This is a genomic window from Bartonella sp. AP36NXGY, from assembly GCF_042195865.1.
Lineage (GTDB): Bacteria > Pseudomonadota > Alphaproteobacteria > Rhizobiales > Rhizobiaceae > Bartonella.
This window is the reverse complement of record NZ_JBHIPD010000081.1, coordinates 1-2,022: the sequence shown is the minus strand read 5'-3', so window position 1 is coordinate 2,022 and position 2,022 is coordinate 1. Positions and strand designations below refer to the sequence as shown.

The window sequence follows — 2,022 nt, the reverse complement described above, 5'->3', positions numbered from 1 at the left end:
GAAAACTCTCCTTATAAAACTTAAGTTTTTTGACATTACCAGTCAAAATAAGTGCAATAAGGTGAAATTCTGCAAGGAAAAATTCACTATTTGTTGGCAAAGCCGCATAATCATAGATGATTTGGTTGGTGTTTTGGTTATCAGCCCACTTAAGAATATCCACACAGATTTGCTTTAGTTTGCCTTCTTCAACTTCAACACTAGAAACTGTATAAACTTCTTCTGCCTCTTTGAGAGCTATATATTGAGGATTCTCGGGAAAAACACCCCTATGAGCAGTGGAAAAGGCAAGTGTTGAAAGTGAAGCCTTGAATATAACGATCGGTGTTTTTCCTTTTGTATCAAGGCTGTACATTATATTAATGATACGGTCTTTGCTTATAAAATAGGCATTACGATTATAATTTTTGTCGCGATAGACTGTCCAGTTCATCATTTTTAATGTTTCAGAAACTGTATTAAGGAGAGCTAAAGATTGTACATCAATACGTGCATCCGCCGCCTTTCGCTCCTTTAAAACGCTCAGATGTTCTTCAGCAAATTGAACAGCGTGATTAACATATTTTTCCACATCATCGTCATCCAAATGTTCAGAAATCGTACCTGCTTTTACGGCATTTTGATAGGATTTCAAGACATCAATTTGACCTGTTAATGCTAAACAAGCCAAATGCCATGGGATATCGGGACAAGAGCTATATTTTTGAACAAGCGCTTTGCTTTCTATCGCTGCCTCTAAATCCTGAGCACGCGCCCATTGTATCACCCGCTCAGAAATTTTGATAAGCTCCTGCTCATTTAATGTCTCTAAACGAATATCAATTCCTTTATCAACACCACTAAAAACCCCTCCCTCAATCGTATTAAAAGACTGATAAATATTTGTAGCTGATATCTGCCTACATTTTCTACTATCGTGAATATAATGGCAAGCTACAGAAATATCTTCGTTGGAGATCCCTGCTTCAAGATGAACATTGTAATCATCATTTGGAAGACGTATAAAACCAAAATCAAATTGAATGAAGCGGTCGGGCAAAATCAGCCACATTTTTCCAGGTTCCATAACAAACCACCCTTGGGTTTTAAGAATGCGCGTTGCTGCTGTAAGACTCATCAAACGCTGTTTCGGTTTTTTGCGTGCTAAAATGTCATCCAATTCGTTATTTTTATACGCCTCAGCAAAAAAGATGACGCGCTCAACCTGTGTCATCTTTTCATAATCAGAAAACTCTGGTGTATATAATTGAGGTGTAGGTTTGTAATTCCTTAAAGCTTCGGTATCGCCGAGTAGAGCCTTTGCAACGAGAGAATGATTAGCAGCTTTTTCACGTAATTTTTTCTTAATATCTTGTGCTTGCGCCCAAGCTAACACTTTGTCTAAAGCTACCTTAACGTGGTTTTCAAAAAACTCCAGTGCTGTAACTCCAAAATTCTCTTCTGAAGAAATCAGCATAGCCTCATATTGAGGTTGAGATTCTTTACCGTTAGCATATTCACAGCCAAGACAATAAGCAGCAGTAGTAAGACTGACAGAAACCCACAATCTTCCGCTATCCCGTCCATAATCTATGACACCATAATGAATACGCACTATGCGATCGGGGAGGTGATAATAAGCAAACATATCACCCATTTCATCGCGATGGGGCTCCCAGCCAAGTCTTTTTAAAATCTCTGTTGCATCTTTGGTTTGCATCGTCATTACCCTGCGTGCTCTTTAATTCTTTTACAGAGAAATTCATAAAAATTACTTGCGTAATGCTCTGAATCTCCAGATGCAATTTCAACATAGAGTGGGCATTCACCATCCCAAAACTGAGAATAATCAAAATAAAATGTTTCACCAAAATCGGTTCTATTCACGGCAAGCTGATTTGGTTTTGCGAAACCATTTTTTATATCCGTCAAATGATAGAAAACAATATCACCAGCAGGACACTTATCAAAACTTGCGTTATAAACGCTTCATATTTCCTCTATCAATTTCACCTCTTCCATAGTTTTTTCCAAAAGCTCTTG

The 2,022-nt window shown here is 37.9% G+C and carries 1 protein-coding gene and 1 pseudogene; both read right to left on the bottom strand.

Annotated elements, in window-relative coordinates; translation table 11 throughout:
- On the bottom strand, positions 1-1,699 hold a 1,699-nt coding region (locus ACFINX_RS09880), incomplete at its 3' end, for a DUF6990 domain-containing protein (RefSeq protein ID WP_375668775.1).
- Between the two features lie 5 nt (positions 1,700-1,704).
- Positions 1,705-2,022, bottom strand: a pseudogene (locus ACFINX_RS09875) (SMI1/KNR4 family protein); the annotation flags it as partial.